The organism is Methylobacterium sp. J-078, from assembly GCF_022829285.1.
Taxonomy (GTDB): Bacteria; Pseudomonadota; Alphaproteobacteria; order Rhizobiales; family Beijerinckiaceae; genus Methylobacterium.
Map to the genome: position 1 here is coordinate 32,697 of NZ_JAKSYI010000081.1, position 23,070 is coordinate 55,766.

The 23,070-nt window shown below is 69.9% G+C and carries 18 protein-coding genes; 7 read left to right on the plus strand and 11 right to left on the minus strand.

Features of this window, described 5'->3' with window-relative positions:
- The first annotated feature begins 30 nt into the window (after positions 1-30).
- A complete protein-coding gene (locus MKK58_RS13385) occupies positions 31-975 on the plus strand; it encodes an aspartate carbamoyltransferase catalytic subunit (RefSeq protein ID WP_243912523.1) in 945 nt (314 codons plus the stop codon).
- Positions 976-991: 16 nt separating this feature from the next.
- Here the strand turns inward: MKK58_RS13385 and MKK58_RS13390 are convergent, their stop codons facing one another.
- The 4 genes from MKK58_RS13390 to purM all read right to left on the minus strand — a co-directional run bounded on the left by MKK58_RS13390 (position 992) and on the right by purM (position 3,406).
- The gene (locus MKK58_RS13390; protein ID WP_243912524.1) at positions 992-1,291 is read right to left on the minus strand and encodes a type II toxin-antitoxin system RelE/ParE family toxin; all 300 of its coding nucleotides are present in this window, start codon (positions 1,289-1,291) and stop codon (positions 992-994) included.
- Positions 1,288-1,551 (minus strand): type II toxin-antitoxin system ParD family antitoxin, encoded by a 264-nt coding sequence (locus MKK58_RS13395; RefSeq protein ID WP_243912525.1) that lies wholly within the window; start codon positions 1,549-1,551, stop codon positions 1,288-1,290. The genes MKK58_RS13390 and MKK58_RS13395 overlap by 4 nt, the downstream gene beginning before the upstream one ends.
- 131 nt (positions 1,552-1,682) lie before the next feature.
- A complete protein-coding gene (gene purN / locus MKK58_RS13400) occupies positions 1,683-2,339 on the minus strand; it encodes a phosphoribosylglycinamide formyltransferase (protein ID WP_243912526.1) in 657 nt (218 codons plus the stop codon).
- Positions 2,339-3,406 (minus strand): phosphoribosylformylglycinamidine cyclo-ligase, encoded by a 1,068-nt coding sequence (gene purM, locus MKK58_RS13405; RefSeq protein ID WP_243912527.1) that lies wholly within the window; start codon positions 3,404-3,406, stop codon positions 2,339-2,341. The genes purN and purM overlap by 1 nt, the downstream gene beginning before the upstream one ends.
- Positions 3,407-3,645: 239 nt before the next feature.
- Between purM and MKK58_RS13410 the strand changes: the two genes are divergently transcribed.
- From MKK58_RS13410 to ppx, 4 genes are all read left to right on the plus strand, one after another.
- Positions 3,646-4,782, plus strand: a complete 1,137-nt coding sequence (locus MKK58_RS13410) for an AI-2E family transporter (RefSeq protein WP_243912528.1) — start codon at positions 3,646-3,648, stop codon at positions 4,780-4,782.
- A complete protein-coding gene (locus tag MKK58_RS13415) occupies positions 4,783-5,517 on the plus strand; it encodes a hypothetical protein (RefSeq protein ID WP_243912529.1) in 735 nt (244 codons plus the stop codon).
- A 92-nt stretch (positions 5,518-5,609) separates the two neighbouring features.
- On the plus strand, positions 5,610-8,045 hold the full coding sequence (locus MKK58_RS13420; RefSeq protein ID WP_243912563.1) for an RNA degradosome polyphosphate kinase: 2,436 nt from the start codon (positions 5,610-5,612) through the stop codon (positions 8,043-8,045).
- Between the two features lie 37 nt (positions 8,046-8,082).
- Entirely contained in the window at positions 8,083-9,627 is a 1,545-nt protein-coding gene (gene ppx, locus MKK58_RS13425) for an exopolyphosphatase (protein ID WP_243912530.1), read from the plus strand.
- A 32-nt stretch (positions 9,628-9,659) separates the two neighbouring features.
- Here ppx and MKK58_RS13430 read toward each other — a convergent pair whose 3' ends face one another.
- Complete coding sequence (locus MKK58_RS13430) at positions 9,660-11,108, minus strand: acetamidase/formamidase family protein (protein WP_243912531.1); 1,449 nt, start codon at positions 11,106-11,108, stop codon at positions 9,660-9,662.
- 221 nt (positions 11,109-11,329) lie between these two features.
- On the opposite strand from MKK58_RS13430, the gene MKK58_RS13435 reads away from it, so the two are divergent.
- A complete protein-coding gene (locus tag MKK58_RS13435) occupies positions 11,330-12,775 on the plus strand; it encodes a helix-turn-helix transcriptional regulator (RefSeq protein WP_243912532.1) in 1,446 nt (481 codons plus the stop codon).
- 13 nt (positions 12,776-12,788) lie between these two features.
- On the opposite strand, the gene MKK58_RS13440 is transcribed toward MKK58_RS13435, so the two are convergent.
- Positions 12,789-13,376: a helix-turn-helix domain-containing protein gene (locus MKK58_RS13440; protein WP_243912533.1), complete on the minus strand. Its 588-nt coding sequence runs from the start codon at positions 13,374-13,376 to the stop codon at positions 12,789-12,791.
- Between the two features lie 318 nt (positions 13,377-13,694).
- Entirely contained in the window at positions 13,695-14,630 is a 936-nt protein-coding gene (locus tag MKK58_RS13445; RefSeq protein WP_243912534.1) for a helix-turn-helix transcriptional regulator, read from the minus strand.
- Positions 14,631-14,958: 328 nt separating this feature from the next.
- Here MKK58_RS13445 and MKK58_RS13450 point away from each other — a divergent pair, with 328 nt between their 5' ends.
- Complete coding sequence (locus MKK58_RS13450; RefSeq protein WP_243912535.1) at positions 14,959-15,141, plus strand: CsbD family protein; 183 nt, start codon at positions 14,959-14,961, stop codon at positions 15,139-15,141.
- Between the two features lie 69 nt (positions 15,142-15,210).
- On the opposite strand, the gene MKK58_RS13455 is transcribed toward MKK58_RS13450, so the two are convergent.
- The 4 genes from MKK58_RS13455 to MKK58_RS13470 all read right to left on the minus strand — a co-directional run bounded on the left by MKK58_RS13455 (position 15,211) and on the right by MKK58_RS13470 (position 22,927).
- A complete protein-coding gene (locus MKK58_RS13455) occupies positions 15,211-18,033 on the minus strand; it encodes a bifunctional transaldolase/phosoglucose isomerase (RefSeq protein ID WP_243912536.1) in 2,823 nt (940 codons plus the stop codon).
- A 100-nt stretch (positions 18,034-18,133) separates the two neighbouring features.
- Entirely contained in the window at positions 18,134-20,209 is a 2,076-nt protein-coding gene (gene tkt, locus MKK58_RS13460; protein WP_243912537.1) for a transketolase, read from the minus strand.
- A 52-nt stretch (positions 20,210-20,261) separates the two neighbouring features.
- Positions 20,262-22,172: a glycoside hydrolase family 15 protein gene (locus MKK58_RS13465; RefSeq protein WP_243912538.1), complete on the minus strand. Its 1,911-nt coding sequence runs from the start codon at positions 22,170-22,172 to the stop codon at positions 20,262-20,264.
- 134 nt (positions 22,173-22,306) lie between these two features.
- The gene (locus MKK58_RS13470; RefSeq protein ID WP_243912539.1) at positions 22,307-22,927 is read right to left on the minus strand and encodes a hypothetical protein; all 621 of its coding nucleotides are present in this window, start codon (positions 22,925-22,927) and stop codon (positions 22,307-22,309) included.
- Between the last annotated feature and the right edge of the window lie 143 nt (positions 22,928-23,070).

Here is a 23,070-nt window from a genome sequence, read left to right on the forward strand (position 1 = left end):
CCTGACCGGGCCTATAGCCCTGAACCCAGCATGACAGCCGCGCCGCAACACTTCCCCCACCGGCACCTGCTCGGGATCGAGGGGCTCTCCCGACCCGACATCGAGGTCCTCCTCGACCGGGCGGAAGACGCCGTCGCGCTCTCGCGCCAGGTCGAGAAGAAGCGCACCACCCTGCGCGGCCGCACCCAGATCAACCTGTTCTTCGAGCCGTCCACGCGCACGCAAAGTTCCTTCGAACTCGCAGGCAAGCGGCTGGGCGCCGACGTCATGAACATGTCGGTGGCCTCCTCCTCGGTGAAGAAGGGCGAGACCCTGATCGACACCGCCGCGACGCTGAACGCCATGCGGCCCGACATCATCGTGGTGCGCCACCACGCGGCGGGCGCCGTGCATCTCCTCGCCCGCAAGGTCGATTGCGCCGTGGTCAATGCCGGCGACGGCGCCCACGAGCACCCGACCCAGGCGCTCCTCGACGCCCTAACCATCCGGCGCAACAAGGGTCGGATCGAGGGCCTTCGGGTGGCGATCTGCGGCGACGTCCTGCACAGCCGCGTGGCCCGCTCGAACCTCATCCTGCTCCAGGCGCTGGGCGCGCGGGTGCGCATCATCGGCCCCTCGACCCTGCTGCCCACCGGCATCGAGCGCTTCGGCGTCGAGGTCTTCACCGACATGCGAAAAGGCCTGGAGGGCTGCGACATCGTCATGATGCTGCGCCTGCAGCGCGAGCGCATGAACGGCTCCTTCGTGCCCTCCGTGAAGGAGTATTTCCGCTATTTCGGCCTCGACGCCGACAAGCTGCGGATCGCCGCCCCCGACGCCCTGGTGATGCACCCGGGCCCGATGAACCGGGGCGTCGAGATCTCCTCCGAGATCGCCGACGGCGCCCAGTCGCTCATCCGCGAGCAGGTCGAGATGGGGGTCGCCGTGCGCATGGCGGTGCTGGAGGCGCTCGCGACGCACCTGCCGAACGCGTGAGCCGATCGCCCCGGGCTCATTCCGGCGGGAACAGGATGGTCTCGTAGTCCCGGGCACCGTTAAGGATGTGCAGCACGTCGACGTGGTCGTCCTCGACACGGTAGAAGATCAGATAATCGCGATAGGGGCGGCGGCGGACACCGGACCGTTCGTAGCGCGGCACCAACGGGAAGCCGCGTGGCGCGTCCGCTAAGCGAAGACACCGGTCGAGGATTTCGTTGACGAAGCTCAGCGCCCGATCCGGATTGTCCAGAGCGATGAAGTCACCGATCCGTTCGAGATCCGCTTCGGCCGCATCGGTGATACGGACGATCACGCCTCATCGGATTCCGGCAGAGCCCGATACTTCCCCGTGAGCCGCGCCGCGACATCCGAAATGGACTTGACCCGGTCGGCCTCGGCATCAGCCAATCCTCGAACGATCGCCGCGTCGAGAGTGGCGAGGCGCTTCTCGCGCTCCTCGATCAGACGTACGCCCTCCCGCAGCACGTCACTCCGCGACGGGTAACGACCGCTCTCGACGAGACCGGTCACGTAATGCTCAAGCTTCGCACCCAGGTTCGTACTGCCGGGCATGTGGACTCCTCGTTCCGGCCATATCATGCAGCCACGCAGCGCGGATGATCAAGGCTCTCCGTCGGCCGCAGCTCGAATCCGGCGTTCGCGGCAATTTCGACGGTGCCTCGCTCCCTGACGCAGCACCGGGCTCACAGGCTGAGCAGCGCCCCGTCCGCCGGCGGCACGTCGTCCGAAAACACCACCCGTTCCCCCTCCAGCCGCACGCGCCCGCCCGCGACCAGCGCCAGGGCCTGCGGATAGAGCCGGTGCTCCTGCACCAGGATGCGGGCGGCCAGCGCATCCGGATCGTCGCCGGGCAATACGGGCACGGCGGCCTGCGCGATGATCGGGCCGGCATCGAGCTCGGGCACGACGTAGTGCACGGTGCAGCCGTGCAGGCGCACCCCGGCCTTCAGCGCCTGCGCGTGGGTGTGCACGCCCTTGAACAGCGGCAGCAGGGACGGGTGGATATTGATCATCCGCCCCGCCCAGGCCTCGACGAAGCCGGTGGAGAAGATCCGCATGAAGCCGGCCAGGACCACGAGGTCGATGCCGGCCGCCGTGAGTTCGGCCTGGAGCGCCGCGTCGAAGGCCGACCGGCTCGGATAGGCCTTGTGGTCGAGGGCCAGCGTGGCGATGCCCCGCTCGGCCGCGAAGGCGAGACCCCCGGCCTCGGGGCGGTTGGACGCCACCAGCACGATTTCGGCCGGGAAGTCGGGGGCTGCCGCCGCCGCGATCAGCGAAGCCATGTTCGAGCCGCGCCCCGAGATCAGGATCGCGACCCGGGTCTTCCGCGAGGGCGCCATCAGAAGGCGAGCCGGCCTTCGAAGGTCACGGGATCGGCCCCGCGCGGGGTGATCCGGCCGAGGCGGACCGGGGAGGCGCCGCCGAGATCCAGGGCCTTCGACACGGCGCTGACGCTCTCGGGCGCCACCACCACCACCATGCCGATGCCGCAGTTGAAGGTGCGCAGCATTTCCGATTCGGCGACCCCGCCGACCTCCGAAAGCCAGCCGAAGACCGGCGGCGGAATGATCGCGTCGAGATCGATGCTGATGCCGACGCCGTCGGGCAGCACGCGGGGCAGGTTGTCGGGAAAGCCGCCGCCGGTGATGTGGGCCAGCGCCTTGATGCCGTCCGTGCTGCGCAGGGCGGCGAGCAGCGGCTTCACGTAGATCTGGGTCGGCTCCAGCAGGGCCTCGCCGAGGGTCCGGGCGGGCTCGAAGGGCGCCGGGTCGTCGTAGGACAGGCCGCTCTTCTCGACGATGCGGCGCACCAGCGAGAAGCCGTTGGAATGCACGCCCGAGGAGGGCAGGCCCAGAACCACGTCGCCGGGCACGATGTTGCCGCGCGGCAGCAGGGTGCCGCGCTCGGCCGCGCCCACGCTGAAGCCGGCGAGATCGTAGTCGGCGCCGTCGTAGAGGCCGGGCATCTCGGCGGTCTCGCCCCCGATCAGCGCGCAGCCGGCGAGCCGGCACCCGGCCGCGATGCCGCGCACAATGTCGGCGCCGACCCCCGGCACCAGCTTGGCGGTGGCGAAGTAGTCGAGGAAGAACAGCGGCTCGGCGCCCTGCACGATGATGTCGTTGACGCACATCGCAACGAGGTCGATGCCGATCGTGTCGTGGCGGTTCGTCTCGATGGCGATCTTCACCTTGGTGCCGACGCCGTCGTTGGCCGCCACCAGGATCGGGTCCCGGAAGCCGGCGGCCTTGAGGTCGAACAGCCCGCCGAAGCCGCCGATCTCGGCATCCGCCCCCGGCCGGCGGGTGGCGCGCACCAGCGGCTTGATCGTCTCGACCATGGCGTTACCGGCATCGATGTCGACGCCCGCCTGCGCGTAGGTCATTCCGGTCTTGGGCTCGCCCGTCATCGGCACCTCGTCTCAACGTCCTTCGATCGTTGCTCTAACGGGTCGCGTCGGTTCCGGCGAGTCGGGAATGACGCATGGCCGGGTCGACGCCTCGGCCCGGCCTCGCCGGCACCCGGGGCGGATCGCGGCCCGGAGGGCGTTTCGCGGCCCCGCAGCCTTGACCGTGCCGAGTCCCGTTCCCACTCTTGGAAGGCCCGTTCCCACTCTTGGAACCGGACGACGAAGAGCGAGGACGGCCGATGCGCGGCAGGGCGATGATCGGGCTGGTGGCCCTCGTGGGCCTCGCCCTGCTGATCTACCTCCTCGCCGACGTGCTGCTGCCCTTCGTGGCGGGCCTGGCCCTGGCCTACCTCCTCGACCCGATCGCCGACCGGCTGGAGCGCCTCGGGCTCGGGCGGCTCACGGCCTCCCTGCTCATTCTGGCGATGTTCGTGATCGGCCTCGTGGTGGCCCTGCTCCTCGTGGTGCCGCTCGCCGCCAACCAGATCTCGGCCCTGATCGCGACCCTGCCCGGCATGGTCTCGCGGCTCCAGGGCATCCTGGCGGACCGGGCGGGGCCGCTGCTGCAGCGGGTGGGCGGGGCCGACGTGCTCACCGACCTGCAATCCCAGGTCGGGACCCTGGTGGGGCAGGGGGGCACCTGGTTCCTGGCCTTCCTGAAGTCCCTGTGGTCGGGCAGCCAGGCCCTCATCTCCATCGCCTCCCTCCTCGTGGTGACGCCGGTGGTGGCATTCTACCTCCTGGTCGACTGGGACCGGATGGTGGCGGCCGTGGACGGCTGGGTGCCGCCGCGCCACCGGCCCGTGGTGCGGCGCCTCGGCCGGGAGATCGACGGCGCGGTGACGGGCTTCGTGCGCGGGCAGACGCTGGTCTGCCTCATCCTCGGCACCTTCTATGCCGTGGGGCTGTTCTTCGTCGGCCTGAACTTCGGCGTGCTGATCGGGCTGATCGCGGGCTTCCTCACCTTCATCCCGTATGTCGGCACGCTGACCGGGTTCCTGCTCTCTGCGGGCGTCGCCCTGGCGCAGTTCTGGCCGGATTCCGACTGGCTGCACATCGGCCTGACGATCGGGGTGTTCGTGGTCGGGCAGTTCCTGGAGGGCAACATCATCTCGCCCAAGCTGGTGGGCGAATCGGTCGGGCTGCACCCGGTCTGGCTGATGTTCGCGCTCCTCGCCTTCGGCTCGCTGTTCGGCTTCGTCGGGCTGCTGCTCGCCGTGCCGGTGGCGGCCTCCATCGGCGTGCTGGTCCGCTTCGCCCTGGAACGCTACCTCCAGTCTCCGCTCTACCACGCGGATTCGCCCGTGCTCCTGTCCAAGTCCGTCCTGTCCAAGTCCGTCCTGTCCGAGTCTGTCCTGTCAAAGTCCGATCGCTAGATGGCCTCCCGCGAGAACGTCCCTCCGAAGCAGCTGGCCTTCGACCTGCCGGCCGACCCGCGCTACGGCCGCGAGGATTTCCTCGTGGGGCCGGCCAACGAGGCCGCCTACGCCCTCATCGAGGCCTGGCCGAACTGGCCCGATACGGTCTGCCTCCTCACCGGGCCGCCGGGCAGCGGCAAGAGCCACCTCGCCTCGATCTGGGCGACGCGCTCCCATGCCTGGACCGCGCAGGCCTCGGAGATCACCGCCGCTACCGTGCCGCGCTTCCTCGCCAACGGCGCCCTGGTCATCGAGGATCTTCACCGGGAGCCCCGCGACGAGGCGGCCCTGTTCCACCTCCTCAACCTCGCCCGAGAGCGCGCCTGCCCCGTGCTCCTCACCTCGGCCACCTCGGTGGAGGCGCTGGGCCTGACCACGGCGGACCTGCGCTCGCGCCTGCGCCTCGCCCCCGGCGCCACCATCCTGCCCCCCGACGACGCCCTCCTGCGAGCCGTCCTCGTCAAGCTGTTCGTGGACCGTCAGCTGGTGGTGGATCTCGCCATCGTCGAGGCCCTGGCCCTGCGGATCGACCGCTCCCTCGGGCGCGCCCGCGAGGTCGTCACGGCGCTCGACCGCGACGCCCTCAGCCGGGGCCGGCGCATCACCAAGCCCTTGGCGCTGGCGGTGCTGGAGCGCCTCGGCTTCGGAACGGACGCGAGCGACGACGACGGCGACGATGAGGACGCCGACTGAGCGCGTTTCGTCATCGAACTGTCAAAAACGCCGGCCCTCCCCATGCTAGGGAGCCGGTCCCTCGACCCATAGGAGAGACACACTTGGCGGATATGGACCCGGCGGACATCGACCTGGACGCGACCGCAGTGGAGACCGCCCCCCCGCGTGGCACCCAGGCCCGCCCCCGGCCGGCCCGGCCCGCCGCGCGCCGAACCGCCTCCGCCGGCGTGGCCGCCAAAGCATCCGACACGCCATCCGACCGGGCGGTGGGTGCGGCAGTGCCCCCACCGGCCGCCGTGCCCGATGCCCTCCCCGATGCCGACCTCGACCTGCCGCCGCCCGGGGACCTGCCCGCCCCCACCGAGGCGGGGCCCGGCGCGGAGGCGCGCGAATCCGTACGGGAGGCGGGCATCGCCCTGCGCCACTCGCCCGAGCGCTTCGTCAACCGCGAATTGTCGTGGCTGCAGTTCAACCGCCGGGTGCTGGAGGAGGCCTCGAACGGCAACCACCCGCTCCTGGAGCAGCTGCGCTTCCTCTCGATCTCGGCCAATAACCTCGACGAGTTCTTCATGGTGCGGGTCGCCGGCCTGCACGATCAGGTCCGCGCCGGCCTCGTCCTGCCCTCGCAGGACGGCCTGACCCCGGCCGAGCAGCTCGCCCGCGTCGGCACGGAGGTCTCGCACCTCGCCCTCGACCAGCAGGCGCGCTGGCGCGAACTGCGCCGCGAACTCCTCGGGGTCGGCATCGAGCTGATGGAACCCGGCGGCCTGACGCCGGAGCACCGGGCCTGGCTGGAGGATTACTTCCTCAACCACGTCCTGCCGGTTCTGACGCCGCTCGCCATCGATCCGGCGCACCCGTTCCCGTTCATCCCGAATCTCGGCTCCACCATCGCGCTGATGCTGGTGCGCCCCCGCGACGGCCGGACCTTGCGCGCGCTCATCCGCCTGCCCGCCGTGCTCGACCGCTTCGTGCGCCTGCCCGACGCGGAGAACGACGCCACCGCCCGCTTCATCGCCATCGAGCAGGTCATCGTCCTGTTCACCGGCCGGCTCTTTCCCGGCTACGCCGTGCGCGGGCAGGGCGCCTTCCGGGTCATCCGCGATTCGGACCTCGAGATCGAGGAGGAGGCCGAGGACCTCGTCCTGCATTTCGAGACGGCCCTGAAGCAGCGCCGCCGGGGCGTGGTCATCCGGCTCGAAGTCGAGGCCGGGATGCCCGAGGATTTGCGCGCCTTCGTGGCCGACGAGCTCGAGATCGGCGGCGACGCGGTGATCTTCGTGGAGGGCATGCTCGCCCTCAACGAACTCTCGCAGATCGTCGGCATCGACCGGCCGGACCTGAAGTTCAAGTCCTACAACCCGCGCTTCCCCGAGCGCATCCGCGAGAGCGGCGGCGACGTCTTCGCGGCGATCCGGCAGAAGGACTTCATCGTCCACCACCCCTACGAGTCCTTCGACGCGGTGGTGCAGTTCCTCGCGCAGGCCGCCCGCGACCCCAACGTGGTGGCGATCAAGCAGACGCTCTACCGCACGTCCTCGAATTCGCCGATCGTCGCCGCACTCGCGGAAGCCGCCGAGCTCGGCAAGTCGGTCACCGCCCTCGTCGAGCTGAAGGCCCGCTTCGACGAGGAGGCCAACATCCGCTGGGCGCGCAACCTCGAGAAGGCGGGCGCGCAGGTGGTGTTCGGCTTCATCGAGCTCAAGACCCACGCCAAGCTGTCGATGGTGGTGCGCCGCGAGGGCGACCGCCTCGTCACCTACTGCCACGTCGGCACCGGCAACTACCACCCGATCACGGCGCGCATCTACACCGACCTGTCCTTCTTCACCGCCGACCCGGCGGTGGCCCGCGACGTCAGCCGGATCTTCAACTTCATCACCGGCTACGCGGAGCCCGCCGAGCTGGAGCGGATGGCGGTCTCGCCGCTCACCCTGAAGCCGCGCCTCCTCGAGAACATCGAGGCGGAGGTGGCTCACGCCCGGGCAGGGCGCCCGGCGGCGATCTGGCTCAAGTGCAACTCGCTGGTGGACCCGCAGATCATCGACGCGCTCTACGATGCGAGCACCGCCGGCGTGCAGATCGACTGCGTGGTGCGCGGCATCTGCTGTCTGCGGCCCGGCATCCCGGGGCTGTCGGAGACGATCCGGGTCAAGTCCATCGTCGGACGCTTCCTGGAGCACGGACGCGTCTACTGCTTCGGCAACGGCGTCGGGCTGCCCCACCCCAAGGCCACCGTCTACATCTCCTCGGCCGACCTGATGAGCCGCAACCTCGACCGGCGCGTCGAGGCGCTGCTGCCGATCACCAATCCGACGGTGCATCAGCAGGTGCTGGACCAGATCATGCTGGCCAACCTCCTCGACAACCGCCAGAGCTGGCGTGTACTGGCGTCCGGTGCGGGCGAACGGATCCAACCGGCCGAGGGGGAGGAGCCGTTCAACGCGCACAAGTATTTCATGACGAATCCGAGCCTGTCCGGGCGCGGCAAGTCGTCGAAGAAGTCGAGCCCGCGCGCCCTGAGCCGACGCGCGCAGCGTGGCTGACGGCGGCGTGCCCGACAGTTTGTCCAGAGGAGCCCGCATGGGCCTCGACCCCGCCCGCCCCGCGCCCGTCCAGGGGAATCCCCTGCACGGGGCCCGCGACTACATCGAGCCGGTGGCGATCATCGACATCGGCTCGAACTCGGTGCGGCTCGTCGCCTATGACGGCCTGACGCGGGCGCCGACGCCCCTCTACAACGAGAAGGTGCTGTGCGGCTTGGGCCGCAACGTGCTCACCACCGGCCGCCTCAACGAGGAGGCGGTGCGCCGGGCCCTCGTGGCGTTGGCCCGCTTCCGGGTGCTGTGCGAGACCATGCGGGTCTCGCGGACCTTCGTGCTGGCCACCGCCGCCGCGCGCGACGCCCAGAACGGGCCGGAATTCCTCGCGGCCGCCGAAGCGGCTTGCGGCCAGCGCATCGAGCTGCTCTCCGGACGTCGCGAGGCCGAGCTCTCGGCGCTCGGGGTCATTTCGGGCTTCCATGCGCCGGACGGCGTGGTGGGCGACCTCGGCGGCGGCTCCCTCGAACTCGTGGACGTGCGCGGCGCCACCGTCGGCATGGGCGTGACGATGCCGCTGGGCGGCCTGGCGCTCCAGGATCTCTCCGGGGGCTCGGTCAAGAAGGCCCTCAAGATCGTCCGCGAGAACCTGAAGAAGGCCGCCCCGCAACTGGAGACCCTGCGCGGGCGCAGCTTCTACGCGGTCGGCGGCACTTGGCGGGCGCTGGCCCGGCTGCACCAGTCGGCCCGGGGCTACCCGCTCCACGTCATGCACGGCTACAGCGTCGAGCCCTCCGACGAGTTGAACTTCCTCGAAGTGGTGGAGCGCACCGACGCCGCCCTGCTGCAGGACGTCGAGAGCGTCTCGGAGGCGCGCCGTCCGCTCCTCGCCTACGGGGCCGTGGTGCTGGAGGAGATCATCCGGATCGGGCGCCCGCGCGAGCTCGCTGTGTCGGCCTCGGGCGTGCGCGAGGGCTTGCTCTACGAGCAGCTCGACCGCGACGCGCGGCTGACCGACCCGCTGCTGGCGGCGGCGGCCGAACTGAACAGCCTGCGGGCGCGCTCCCCCGGCCATGCCCGCGACCTCATCGCCTGGAGCGACCGCTTCATCGCGAGCCTCGACCAGCCCGAGACCGCCGACGAGCGCCGCCTGCGCCACGCCGCCTGCCTCCTCTCCGACATCGGCTGGCGGGCGCACCCGGATTACCGGGGCGAGCAGAGCGTCAACGTCATCACCCATGCGGCCTTCGTGGGCATCGACCATCCGGGCCGTGCCTACCTGGCGCTCGCCATCTACTTCCGCCACGAGGGCATCGCGCCGGAGCGGGCGAGCCCGATGCTGCGCAACCTCGCGGGCCCCCGCCTGTTCGAGCGGGCCCGCCTGCTGGGCGCCCTGCTGCGCCTCGCTTTTCCCCTCTCGGCTGGCATGGAGGGGGCGCTCGGCGGCCTGCCCGTGGTCGTCGCGGAGGGCCGGGTGACGCTGACGCTCCCCCCCGGCCGGGAGGCCCTGCCGGGCGACCGCATCCTCAACCGGGTCCGCGGCCTCGGCCGCCTGCTCGGCCTCGACGGGCGGATCGTCGGCGGCTGAGGTCCTCCGGGCGTTTGGTCCGCCGCCTCCGGTCAGGAGGCGGGACGCATCGGGAAGATCGACTTCTTGACGATGGCATGGACGCCCCAGTTGCCGTCCACCACCTGGGTGATGCCGAAATCCACCGCGATGGACATCAGGGAGATCGCCTCGTCCTCGGTGAGCCCGTGCCCGTGCATGAGGAACTGGCGCATCTTGCGGAAAGCGTCGCGCATGGCGAGGTCGATGGAGGACTTGGCGAAGATCGCGTTCTGCGCGTCGGGTCCGAGATCCGCGAGGTAGTTCGGATAGCTGAAGCCCGAGAGCACCCAGTCGTCGGCGGTCTCGATCATGGGGAAGTCGAGGGTCTCCAGGCTGGTGCCGGGCAGGTCCGCCTTCTTGTGCAGGATGAACTGGAAGGTGCCGGTGAGCGAGCACTCGATGGCGGTGCCGCAGAGTTCGGAATCGCCCTGGCTCGCATGCGGGTCGCCCACCGAGAACAGGGCGCCCGGCACCGCCACGGGGTAGTACAGGGTCGCGCCCTTGCCGATGCGCCAGTTGTCGATGTTGCCGCCGGTGTAGCTCGGGGGAATCGAGTTCACCATCTCGGCTTCCTTCGGCGCAAGGCCCATCGTGCCGAAATGCGGGCGGATCGGCACGCGGAAGCCCTTGAGCACGTCGAAGTTGCGCTGGGTCCGCGTGTGGTCCACCGGCAGGCCCGGATAGTCGATGGTGGGGTGGTCGATCCCGGCGGGGTCCGTCACGCCCGGCCAGCGGAAGCTGTAGACCGCCTGCGCCCAGTCGCGGGCCCCCGTGGCGTCGACCTCGTAGATCGTCACCACCTCGCGGGGCCGGTCCCCGGTGATCATGTCCTTGTAGTGGTAGCCCCAGTTGGCGGCGGCGTTGCTGCCGAAGGTGCGGCCCTTGAAGGCCGGGTTGGCGCAGGGGCGGGGCGCCACGTCGAGGATGCGCACCTCCAGCACGTCGCCGGGCTCGGCGCCCCGGATCGCCACCGGCCCGGTGCAGATGTGCACGCCGAGGCCACCGCCGGGGCCGAACTTGGCGTCCTCCGGCCCGGCCCCACGCCGGGCGACACCCTTCCGGTCCTTGGTCCAGAGGAAGACGCTCTCGGCGCCGGGATCCCCCGTGACCATGCGCTCGGCATCGTCGTTGGCGTGGTGGGTCAGGGTCTCGATGGTGACGTAGTCGCCGGAGGCGATCTCGACCTGGGGCTTCAGGCTGCGGCTGAAATAGCCCCAGTGCACCGTCTCGGCGGTTGCGGGCAGGTGGTAATGCGCCGTCGCCTGCGCGCCCCGGCGGGCGCTCGCCTGCGCCAGGGCCGCCCCCGGCAGGGTCAGGCCGCCGGCCATCAGGGCCGCCGCCCCGCCCGAGGCCACGAAACCACTCTTCAGGAAGGCCCGGCGCTCGGGGGCGAGGTCGCCGAGGAAGCGGCGACGATGCGCGGCGAAATGCGCGCAGTTCGGATCGTCACCCTGGCACATTCGGATATCTCCCTTCGATTTCGGCGAGAATTTCGCTTTCCGCAGGAATTTTGTATGCAAGGCTGCGGCCACGCTTCCGATTCAAGGTGGGGCGTCGGCAACGAGTCGGGCCCAGGCGCGTTCGTTCCCCTGCGGACGGCCACGTTCGCGTCAGGGGCGCCGTCCACACCCGGGCGCCCGCCCATCGCGGGCGCCGCCCCGCATGCAGGATGCCTAGGCCTTTGACGACGGGTGTCGACCGTTCCCAGCTCCGCCAGATTATCGCCGGCCTCACCGAGGGCGTGATCCTGATCGAGCCCGATCAGCGGATCACCTGGGCCAACGCGGCGGCGCTGGCCATGCACGGGGCGGCCGACCTCGCCGAGCTCGGCGGCACCGTCGCGGCCTACCGCGACCGCTTCGAGCTGCGCTATCGCAACCACCACGTCATCACGAACACGCCCATCGAGCGGGTGCTGAGCGGCGAGAGCTTCGACGAAGTCATCGTCAACGTGCGCCGGACGGACCGCCCGGACTTCGACGTGATGCACCGCATCCGCAGCCTCGTCATCACGGACGCGGCCGGAGCGCCGGACTGCCTCGTGCTGATCCTCTCCGACGTCACCCCGCAATTCGAGGCCGAGGAGCGCTTCGAGAAGACCTTCAACGCCAACCCGGCGCCCGCCCTGATCTGCCGGCTCTCGGACCTGCGCCACGTCAAGGTGAATCTCGGCTTCCTGGAGATGACAGGCTACACCCGCGACGCCGTGATCGGGCGGAGCGCCTACGAGATCGACGTGCTCAACGAGGCGCGCAACCGCGACCTCGCCATCGCGCGCCTCAACGCGGGCGAGACCATCCCGCAGATGGAGGCCTGCCTGCGCCTGCCCGACGGCGGCACCCGGTTCGTCATCGTGGCCGGCCAGCCCATCGACATGGGCGACGAGCCCTGCATGCTGTTCACCTTCGCCGACCTCGACCTGCGCAAGAAAGCCGAGACGGCCCTGCGCCACAGCGAGGAGCGCTTCGCCACCGCATTCCGCCTCGCGCCGGTGCCGACGATCCTGTGCCGGATCGACGGCTTCTCGGTGATCGGGGTGAACCAGGCCTTCGGCCGCGTCTTCGGCTACCCCGAGGAGGCGCTGGCGGACCAGGGGCTCGATGCCCTCGGCCTGTGGAGCGACCGCGCGCAGCGCGAGCGCTTCGAGGCGGATCTGGCCGCGCAGGGAAGCGTGCTGGGCTTCGAAGCGTGCCTGCGCAGCCGGGACGGGGTCGAGATGGATTGCCTCGTCTCGGCCGAGCGCGTCACCATCGGCGACGAGGCCTGCCTGCTGGCCGTCCTGCAGGACATCAGCGACCGCAAGCGCACGGAGCGCGAGCTGTTCGCCGCGATCGAGACCGTGATGGCCGATACGTCCTGGTTCACCCGGAGCCTGATCGAGAAGCTCGGGAACCTGCGCCATCCCGGCGTCGAGGCGCCGACGGGCCCGAGCCCCGACCTGACGCGCCGCGAGGGCGAGGTGCTGCGACTGATCTGTCAGGGCCTCGGCGACGCGGCCATCGCCAAGCGCCTGGGCCTGACGCCCAACACCGTGCGCAACCACGCCGCCTCTCTCTACCGCAAGCTCGGCATCCACCGACGCGGCGAGGCGATCATCTGGGGCCGGGAGAACGGGTTCGCGACCTGAAGCGAGGGCCGGATCAGATCCTCGTCCCGGCCCCTCCAGCGGACCGGTCGGCCAGTTCCGCGAGGGCAAGCGTGCCGTCCTCGAGCCTCAGGAAACGGACACCACCGTCTTCCAGGGCCTCGACGGCGACGCGGCGACTGCGAAGGCCGACGGCCTGAACGTTCTGCTCGAGACGCCGGATCGTCGACAGGGACAATCCGCTGACCTCTGCCAGATCCGACATCGCCCAGCCGAGGAGCGCGCGTGCGCCGCGCAGATGAGGGCCATTGACGGCGGTTACAACCTCGAAGGCCGTCAGGGCGTTCGGCGGCGTCGGCCTCCGGTGCGCGGGGCCGAGCGCCTGCGCCTGCGCCTCAGGGCGAACCCGGCACGGGTTCGGCCCGTCCACCCGTTTCGTCGGGACGGCGGATGTCGGACACACGACGTCCGGGGACACAGGGATGGGATGGGTGGGAATTGGGTGCGCCTGGCTGGGCCATGCGGAGGAAATCGCCTGGCATTCAGCGTGCAACGACGCCGGCAGCGTCAGGCCACCCGCGAGGGAGAGAAATGATCGATCGGCCTCCGTCGCAAAGTCCAGAGCAATGAGCAGGTTCGTCACCAAGTAACTATTCCGATACAACGTCAGATTTAAATTAAATACTTTCATGGAATTCAGGTTTTGTCAAATTTTCGCAATATTCATAATACTCTGCGCAAATCCGATAGCGCCGATCGATCTCACTACGGTACCAGCCGATACCACGTCGGGGACTGATTCGTTCGGCGGACGGGTCGGACTTGCGCCGAATCCGCGGGATCGCTTCGGGATGGCGGATTCGGGCTTCGGCGGGATCCCATCGCGCTGGCGCAAAGGGTGCCCACCTCGGGCGCCGCGCGAACTGGACGGAGTCCCGCTTCGATCACGCGACATCCCGGATCAGAGGGTGCGCCCGGACTCATGACGCGTCGCGGATGGCGTGCAACCGTACCGTTTGCGGTAGCGCTGCCCGAAATCGCTGAGATGCGCGAAGCCCCAGCGCCGCGCGATCGCGGCAACCGACAGCGCGTCGTTGCCGGGCGAGAGCAGGTCGCGATGGGCGTGTTCGAGGCGTTGATCGATGATGAACTGGACCGGCGTCTGTCCGAGGTCGCGCCGGAAGCGGTCCTGAAGAGAGCGGACGCTGATCCCGGCGGCGGCCGCGATGTCCGCCAGCATCAGCGGGACGCCGAGGTTCGCCATGATGAAGTCCAACGCGGTCTGGAGGCTCCGAGACGGCCCCTCCCGCCCGACTGCGACAGAGGCAGGCGTCTGCCTCGGCCAGACCGAGAGCAGCTGATAGGCCATGATCTCCTGGATCAGCGGCACCAGAAAATCACCGGAGCGGGGCGCTTCCTGGACCTGACGTCGAACTTCACTCACCGTGCAGAGCAGGGCCCGCATCCCGGGGCCGGCGATCTCGGCGACGGGCGCGAGCCGGGGCAGGACGAGCGGATCCCCGCCGGTCAGCGCCGCGTGGGCGGTGGCCAGGTCCGCGGTCCTGAGCGTCGCGCTGATGGCACCGAACGCGCCCGACGCCTCGACCTCGCGCAGATCCTCGAACCCCACCAGGGTCGCGTGCGTCGGCGAACCGACGATGTCGCCGACGCGATGGCGATAGACGATGCTCCCGCTCGTGACGAAGCGGATCGTGACGAGATCGGCATTGAACTTCGGGTGCGTGATGAACCCGCTGCTTGAGCGGGTCTCCCACAGACTCAGCGCCTCACTCTGGCTGCCGACGAGAGTGATCTCGGGTTCGCGCGCGCGCCGAACATCGAAATTGACCGCGACGCCGCCCGTATCGTTGAACATCTGGAGTTGGCGCAGCGACACGATGGTGGCGGCGAACTGACTCCGTGGGCGCCAGATCGTCGAATCGAGCCCTGCCTGTCCTGTCATCCGTCGACCTTGTCCTCGCTTTCGCGGAACGATCCGGGCTCCGGCGCGAACGCGAACCCGCATGTGCATCATATAAGGTCGAAGGGATGCCAGTCATGGGACGCGTCGGACACCGATAGGGGGCCCCGTGACGCGATCGTGATCAGCGGGTCGGACCGTCGCTTCTCGTCGGACGCAGCCATCGTTGAATCCGATCCGATCACCGCTAACTGCAGTGGTGATCGCGCCACGTCTCCTGCGTGGCTCCACCCAGGAGGCCTACATGGACAAGGACCGTGTCGAGGGTGCGATGAAGCGGACCAGGGGCTCGCTCAAGGAGGCGATCGGAAAGGTCACGGGCAATACGCGCGCGCAGGTCGAGGGCCGGGCCGAGGTTGTGGCCGGACGGGCCCAGGGAGCCCTCGGCGAGGCCAGGGACGCCGCGCGGGACGCCCTGAAGAAGTAAAGCGCATCGGCCGCAACGGCTCGGAGGCGACGGCGACAAGCGCGCACCGTCGCCTCGTTGAGGAGCGCCTTACAGGGCCGCCCGGATCGCGGCCGCGATGCGCTTCAGGCCGGCCTCGACCCCGCCGCCCTTGATGTGAACGCGGAGCGCCCGCCGCTTGCGCTCGGCCAGCACCGCGAAGTCGCCCCGGGCCTGGGCCGCCACCACCGTGCCGAAGCCGAGGCTGCGACCGGGAATCGCCAGGTCCGCCGAGGGGTCGGCGGTGATCTGCAGGAAGACGCCGGTGTCGGGGCCACCCTTGTAGGCCTGGCCCGTCGAGTGCAGGAAGCGCGGTCCGAATTCGAGGCAGGTCGCGAGGCGGCGCTTGTCGCGCAGGGCCACCCGTGCCTCCTGCAGGATCGCGTGGTGGCCGGGATTGCGTGCGACATAGGCCAGCAGCGCCACGTAGTCGCCGTCCTTCGCCCGGGCGAGATGCGCGGCGATCGCCGCATCCAGGCCCTCGGCCGCCTGGGGCAGGGCGCCAGCATTGCCCGCATCCGCGTAGAGGGCGATCCCGTCATCCGCGAAGATCGGGGTCTCGCCCGGCAGGGCGCCGCTCTTCTCGGCCGCGTCGAAGAGCTTCTTCGTCTCGATCTTGCTCGCCTCGACGTCGGGCTGGTCGAAGGGGTTGATGCCGAGCATCGCGCCCGCCACCGCCGTGGCGATCTCGAAGCGGAAGAATTCCTGCGGCAGCTGCTCCTCGTTGGCGAGGGTGATGTGCGCCACCGGATGCCCCTCGCGCTCGAGGTTGCGGACGGCCTCGTCCTGGTGGGGATCGGCGCGGCCGTCGAGGCGCAGGTAGACGAAGAAGCGGTCGCGGCCGTAGACGGCGGGCACGTCGACGGGCTCGCCGTCGATGGGGATCAGGCCCTTGCCTTCCTTGCCCGTCGATTCGGCGATGAGCTGCTCGGCCCAGGCGCCGAAGGTGTCGATGCCCGGCGAGGCGATGATCGTGACCTTGTCGCGGCCGGCATTCAGCGCGGCGGCGCCCAGAGCGGTGCCGAGGAGCACGCCCGGGTTCTGGGCCGGCGGCACGGCCGGGCCGCAGGAGCGAACCATGGTCCGGGCGGTGTCGAGGAAGGCCTTCACGTCGATGCCCGAGGCCGCCGCCGGCACGAGGCCGAAGGCCGAGAGCACGGAGTAGCGCCCGCCGATCTGCTTCACGCCGTAGAAGATCTTACGGAAGTTGTCGGCCTTGGCCGCCGCCTCCATGGCCGAGCCCGGATCGGTGACGGCGACGAAGTGGGCGCCGGCCTTGTCGGCGCCGACCGTCTCCTTCATCCGGCCGAGGAAGTAATCGCGAAACACGTTGGGCTCGAGGGTCGAGCCGGACTTGCTCGCCACGATGAAGAGCGTGGTCGGCAGAGCGATCGCGGCCTCGGTCTCACGGACCTGATCCGGATCGGTGGAATCGAGGATTCGTAGCTTCGGAAACCCCTCGCGGCTGCCGTAGGTCTCGGCCAGCACCTCCGGGCCGAGGCTCGACCCGCCCATGCCGAGCACGACGACGTCGGTGAAGCCGCCGGCCCGAACTTCCTCGGCGAAGGCCTCGTACTCGGTGACGCGCTCCAGCTCATCCTCGACGATGCGCAGCCAGCCGAGCCAGTTCTGCTCGTCGGCCCCGCTCCAGACGGTGTTGTCGTGGGCCCAGAGCCGGCGGATCTTTCCGCTGGCCCGCCACGCCTCGACGGCCTTCTTCGCCGCCGTGCTCAGGGTCTCGTCGAGGACGAGGGTCTGGCCGTTCAGCTTCGGCCCGAGCAGGTCGATGCGCTTGCCCGCCACCGCGCCGAGCAGCTTGTCGGCGGCGTCGATGAAGAGCTGCACGCCCTCCTCCACCAGGGTGTCGCCGACCTTGGCGATGTCGATGCCGGCCTCGGCGAGGCGCGCCATCACGGCTTCCGCTCCCGCCACATCGTCCTCGATGGCGGCTTTCAGGGTGCCGTGGTCGCGGAACGCGTCCATGGTCGCGGGGGGCATGGTGTTGACGGTGTCGGGGCCGATCAGCTCCTCGACATAGAGCACGTCGGAATAGGCCTTGTTCTTCACGCCCGTGGAGGCCCAGAGCAGGCGCTGCGCCTTGGCGCCCTTGGCGGCGAGCGCCTGCCATTGCGGCTCGGCGTGGATGGCCTTGAAGCGCTGGTAGGCGAGCTTGGCGTTGGCGATGGCGACCTTGCCCTTAAGGTCGTCGAAGCCGCCCTTCTCGTCGAGCGCCTTGTCGACTGCCACATCGATGCGGCTGATGAAGAAGCTCGCCACGCTGGCGACCTTCGAGACGTCCCCGCCCTTGGCGGCGAAGGCCTCCAGGCCGGCGATGAACGCGCGGGCCACCGCCTCGTAGGTGTCCACCGCGAAGAGCAGGGTGACGTTGATGCTGATGCCGTCCGCCGTGAGCGCCTGGATCGCCGGAATGCCTTCGCGGGTGGCGGGCACCTTCACCATCAGGTTGTCGCGCGCCACCATCTTGTGGAGGCGGCGGGCCTCGTCCAGCGTGTCTTCGGTGTTCAGCGCAAGGTAGGGCGAGACCTCCAGGCTGACGTAGCCGTCGGCGCCGTCGCTCGACTCGTAGACGGGGCGCAGCACGTCGGCCGCCGCCTGGATGTCGGCGATGGCGCAGCCTTCGTAGAGGTCGATGACGCGGGCATCGCCCTGGTCCATCACCGATTTCAGGGCGTCGTCGTACTCGGACGAGCCGCCGATGGCCTTCTCGAAGATCGAGGGGTTCGAGGTCACGCCGCGCAGGCCGTCCTCATCCACCAGGGCCTTGAGCTTGCCTTGCGCGACGAAGCCCCGGGCGACGAAGTCGAGCCACACGGCCTGACCCTGTTCGGGGAAGAGCGCCTTGAGCGGGTTCATGGAAAACTCCTCGTCGTCCGAGCGCCGGGCCCGAAGCCGCGTCGCCGACATCTATCACCGGCTGTGAGCCCCTCCCCACGAGGGGGAGGGGAAACGGTCCCTACTTCTTGTGCCGTGCGATCTGGTCGCGGGCAGCGGCCAGCACCTTCTCCGGGGTGAAGCCGAACTTCGCCTGCAGGTCCTTGATCGGGGCCGAGGAGCCGAAGGTGCTCATGCCGATGATGGCGCCCGCCGAACCCGCGTAGCGGTCCCAGCCGATGACCGAGCCCTGCTCGACGGCCACGCGCGCCAGCACCTCCGGGATGAGGACGCTGTTGCGGTAGGCCTCGTCCTGGCGCTCGAACAGGTCCCAGGACGGCATCGAGACCACGCGCGCCCTCACCCCGTCCGCCTTCAGCAGCTCGTAGGTGTGCACGCAGAGCTGAACCTCGGAGCCGGTGCCGATGAGGATCACCTCCGGCGTACCCTCGCAATCGGCCAGCACGTAGGCGCCGCGTGCCGTGCCGGCAGCGCTGGCGTACTTCGTGCGGTCGAAGGTCGGCAGCGGCTGGCGGGAGAGCGCCAGCACCGCCGGCTGGTTCTTCAGGCCCAGGATCACCCGGTAGGATTCCGCGACCTCGTTGGCGTCCGCCGGGCGTAAGGTGACGAGGCCGGGGATCGCCCTGAGGGTCAGCAGCTGCTCCACCGGCTGGTGGGTCGGACCGTCCTCGCCGACGCCGATCGAATCGTGCGTGAAGACGTGGAAGACCGGCACCTCCATCAGCGCCGCCAGGCGGATCGGCGGGCGCATGTAGTCGGCGAAGACCAGGAAGGTGGCGCCGTAGGCCCGCAGGCCCACGAGGCCGAGGCCGTTCACGATGGAGCCCATGGCGTGCTCGCGCACGCCGAAATGGATGTTGCGCCCGCCCGGCTCGAAGGGGGTAAGCGAACCCGCCCCCTCGAAGGTAAGGTTGGTCTTATTCGACGGCGCGAGATCGGCCGAGCCGCCGAGCATGAACGGCACGTGCTGGGCGATGGCGTTCAGCACCTTGCCGGAGGATTCGCGGGTGGCGAGGCCCTTGGCATCCGCCTCGAAGACCGGGATGTCACGGTCCCAGCCCTCGGGCAGGCGGCCTTCGAGATAGGCGGCGAGTTCCTCGGCATGCTCCGGATCGGAAGCCTTGGCTTCGTTGAAGAAGCCTTCCCAGGTGGCGTAGAGCTCGGCGCCGCGCCGGCCGATGCCATCGCGAAAATTGTCGTAGACGCCGTCCGGCACCAGGAACTGCGCGTCCTCGGGCCAGCCATAGGCGCGCTTGGCGCCCTTGACCTCGTCCTCGCCCAGCGGGTCCGAGTGGGCCTTGGCGGTGTTCTGTTTCTTCGGGGCGCCGAAGCCGATGATCGAGTTGACGACGATCAGCGTCGGGCGGTCGCCGGACTGAAGGAAGGTCTCGAGCGCCGAGGAAATCGCGTGGACGTCGTTGGCGTCGGCCACCCGCAGGACCTGCCAGCCATAGGCGAGGAAGCGGGCCGCGACCTCCTCCGAGAAGGCGAGCTCGGTGTGGCCCTCGATGGTGATGGTGTTGTTGTCGTAGATCCAGCACAGGTTCGACAGGCGCAGGTGCCCGGCGATGGAGGCGGCCTCCGCGGCCACGCCCTCCATGAGGTCGCCGTCCGAGCAGATCGCGTAGACGTTGTAGTCGAACAGCGGCAGGTCGGGCCGGTTCAGGCGCTCCCCGAGGAAGCGGCCGCCCATCGCCATGCCGACGGAGTTCGCGACCCCCTGGCCGAGGGGCCCGGTGGTGGTCTCGACGCCGGTGGTGAAGTGGTACTCGGGGTGGCCGGGGGTGCGGCTGTCGAGCTGGCGGAAGTTCTTGAGGTCGTCGATCGTCAGCGCGGGGGCGTTTCCGCCGTCCTTCTCGGTGACGCCGGCCAGATGGATCAGGCCGTAGAGCAGCATCGAGGCATGGCCGGCCGAGAGCACGAAGCGGTCGCGGTTCGGCCAGTGCGGGTGCGCCGGATCGTAGCGGAGATACCGGTTCCACAGGGTGTAGGCCACCGGCGCCAGCGCCATCGGGGCGCCGGCATGGCCGGAATTGGCCTTCTGCACCGCGTCGATGGCGAGCGTCCGGAGCGTGTCGATGCTGAGCTTGTCGATCTCGCTCAAGGCCGCGTTCGGCTTGGTGTCTGCTCCGCTCATTGCTCGTCGTCCTTCAATCTCTGGGCTTGTTCGCCGTGGGCGTCCGGAACGCTCAGGCGTCGCGCCGTTGGGGTGCGGAGACCGTGTCGGCCGCACCCGGGGATTCGGCTTGGGCGGAGCCGCTGCTCCGCTCCTTGGCCGGGCCCTTGGCCCGGCTGTAGTTGAGAATGGTGTTCACCAGCGTGACATGGCTGAAGGCCTGCGGGAAATTGCCCACGAGCCTCTGTGCCTTCACATCATACTCTTCCGCCACCAATCCGACATCGTTGCAGACGCCGATCAGCCTCTCGATCAGCGCACGCGCCTCCGCGCAGCGACCGAGACCGATGAGGTTGTCGGCGTACCAGAACGAGCAGGGCAGGAAGGCGCCCTCGTCGCCGGGCAGCCCGTCGGTGGTCTGGTTCTCGGTGTCGTAGCGCAGCACGAAACCGTCCCGCATCAGGGTGCGGCCGATGGCGTCGACGGTGCCGACCACGCGGGAATCGTCCTGGGGCAGGAAGCCCATATGGGCGATGAGCAGCAGGCTCGCGTCGAGGCGCTTCGAGCCGTAGGATTGCACGAAGCTGTTCAGCTCCGGATCGAAGCCCTTGGCGCAGACCTCGGCGTGGATCTGGTCGCGGATCTCGCGCCAGCGCGCCACCGGCACGTCGCGGGCACGGCTCGGCCGGTGGTTCACGCCGGTGGCGCGGATCGCGTCCTGCTCGTGCCCTTCCGCCTCCTCGAAGGAGCGGATGGCCCGGTCGAAGGCGACCCAGGCCATCACCTTGGAATGCACGAAGTGGCGGCGCCCGCCGCGCACCTCCCAGATGCCCTCGTCGGGCGTGCTCCAAACCTTCTCGAGGTGGCGCAGCAGGGCCTCGCCCACGCGCCAGCCGTCGACGTCGCCCTGGAGGCCGCGCTGGCGCGCCTGGTAGAGCGCGTCGAAGATCTCGCCGTAGACGTCGAGCTGGAACTGCTCCACCGCCGCGTTGCCGATGCGCACGGGCTTCGAGTTCTCGTAGCCGGGGAGCCAGTCGAGCTCGATCTCGGGCAGCATGCGCTCGCCCGCGATGCCGTAGAGGATATGGGCCTGCTCCGGATTGCCCGCGACCGCGCGCACCAGCCAGTCGCGCCAGGCGCGCGCCTCGTCGAGGTAGCCGCCATCCATCAGGGCGATGAGGGTGAAGGTGGAATCGCGCAGCCAGCAGAACCGGTAATCCCAGTTACGCACGCCGCCGAGATCCTCCGGCAGGGAGGTGGTGGGGGCGGCGACGATGCCGCCCGTGGGCTGGTAGATCAGCGCCTTCAGGGTGAGGAGCGAGCGCTTCAGGATCGCGTCCCAGGGCGTGCCGGAAGCGGCCCGGCTCGACCAGTCGCGCCAGTAGCGGTCGGTCTCGAACAGCACCTTGCGCGGCTGGATCGGGGCCGGGTCGTCCTCGTGGGAGGCGCCGTAGCTCAACGTGAAGGCCACGCTCCGGCCGGCCTCCACGGTGAACTCGGCCACCGTGGTCTGGTCCTCGCCGTGGGTCGGCACTAGGGTGCGCAGCACCACCTTGTGCGGCCCCGAGATCGCGCGGAGATCCCCGAGTTCGTTGTGCGAGACCCACGGCACCGCAAGCCCGTAATCGAAGCGCACGCGCATCCGCATCCGCATGGGCACGGCGCCCTCGAGTCCCTCGACGATGCGCACGAGGTGGGCGCCGTCGTTGGCGGGCATGTAATCGGTCACCCGCACGCTGCCGCCGGCGGTCTCGTGCCGGGTCTCCAGGACGAGGCTGCCCTCGCGGTACTGCCGGGTGGTGGTGGCGGGCTCGGCGGGGCCGAGCTTCCAGTAGCCGTGGTCCTCGGTGCCGAGCAGGGCGGCGAAGCAGGCGGCGGAATCGAAGCGGGGCCAGCAGAGCCAGTCGACGCTGCCGTCGCGGGCGATCAGCGCAGCGGTCCGGCCATCGCCGACGAGCGCATAATCCTCGATCCGTCCGGCCATCCGGGTCCTCGTCCTCGCGACGTCGACCGTCACGGGGCCGCGCAGCATCGCTGATGCGTCCACGTAGTCTTCGAAGCCGGCAGGGTCCAGGGTTCAGGGCCGCTTTTGCTGGCGCGCCGGTCCCGCCGGGGCGCTCAGCGCAGGCGTCCGACCCAGCCGGAGACGGCCGCGCCAACGGTCACGCCCTTGTCGCCGACGAACGCGCCCGCAGCGGCGCTCTTGTCGACGACGAACGCGCCGGCGGCGGCGCTCGCCCGGCTTAACGCGCGGATCGTCGGCGCGAAGGGCAGGGCCACGTCGGGCAACGTCACGTCCGGCAGGGCGACGGCGGGGAGCAAGCCTCCGTCCGTCTCGGCGGCGGCCTGCGAAACCTCGGCCTCGGGCGCGAAGGGCAGCGCCTTCTCGAACACCTGCGGTGTCTTCTCGGCGGCGAGCGGCGCCTTGGTCGCCAGACGGGGATTCTCGACGCGGGGATTCTCGGGCCGGCGCGGGGCAGCGATGCGGGCGGGCCGGGGCACGGCCTTCCGGGCCTGGATCGCGGGCTCGGCCTGGGCGACGACCGCCAGGGGGAACTGGGTCTGGAAGGCGAGGGGCGCCGGGATGAAGGGCGCCTCCGCCGTCGCCTCGGGGGCGGCGGCCAGGGCCGTCGCCGGCACCGAGGCCGGCGGCGCCACGGCGGCCGGCTCGTGGCAGAGGTAGGAGGCGGCGCCGAGGATCACCGCCATGGCCAGGGTCGGCAGGAGGGGCGGGGTCACGCCACGCGCGGTACCCGATTCGAACGCCGCTTGATCGGGGGGCGTGCAGCCTGACATCCGGGGCACCTCGCTGTGCGGTCCAGCAACCGGTTCGATCGCCGGCGCCATTAGCCGGGCCGTTTGCGGCGGAACCTGGGCTGTTT